The 517-nt window shown below is 65.6% G+C and carries 1 protein-coding gene; it reads left to right on the forward strand.

Features of this window, described 5'->3' with window-relative positions:
* A partial coding sequence (locus tag A5650_RS00005; RefSeq protein ID WP_156743945.1) for a condensation domain-containing protein occupies positions 1-517 on the forward strand: 517 nt, incomplete at both ends.

The raw sequence follows: 517 nt of genomic DNA on the forward strand, positions 1-517 counted from the left end.
GATCTCGATGATCCCGACAGCCGCATCTCCGCCCAGCTGGCCTACTGGCAGGATGCGCTGTCCGGTATGCCCGAGCGGGTGGTCTTGCCCACCGATCGGCCATATCCGGCGGTGGCCGATTACCGCGGGGCCAAGGTCACCGTGGACTGGCCGGCGGAGTTGCAGCAGCAGATCGCGCGGGTGGCGCGTGAACACAACGCGACCAGTTTCATGGTGGTGCAGGCCGCGTTGGCGGTGTTGTTGGCGAAGCTGGGCGCCAGTTCGGATGTGGCGGTGGGGTTCCCGATCGCCGGGCGGCGTGACCCGGCTCTGGACGGGTTGGTCGGGTTTTTCGTCAATACGTTGGTGTTGCGGGTCGAGGTGGCCGGTGATCCCACGGCCGCAGAGCTATTGGCTCAGGTGCGGGCACGTAGTTTGGCCGCCTTCGAGCATCAGGATGTGCCGTTTGAGGTGTTGGTGGAGCGGCTCAACCCGACCCGCAGCCTGACTCATCACCCGTTGGTGCAGGTGATGTTGG

Origin of the sequence: Mycobacterium sp. 1164985.4, from assembly GCF_001668575.1 — a bacterium.
In the GTDB taxonomy this organism is placed as follows: Bacteria; Actinomycetota; Actinomycetes; order Mycobacteriales; family Mycobacteriaceae; genus Mycobacterium.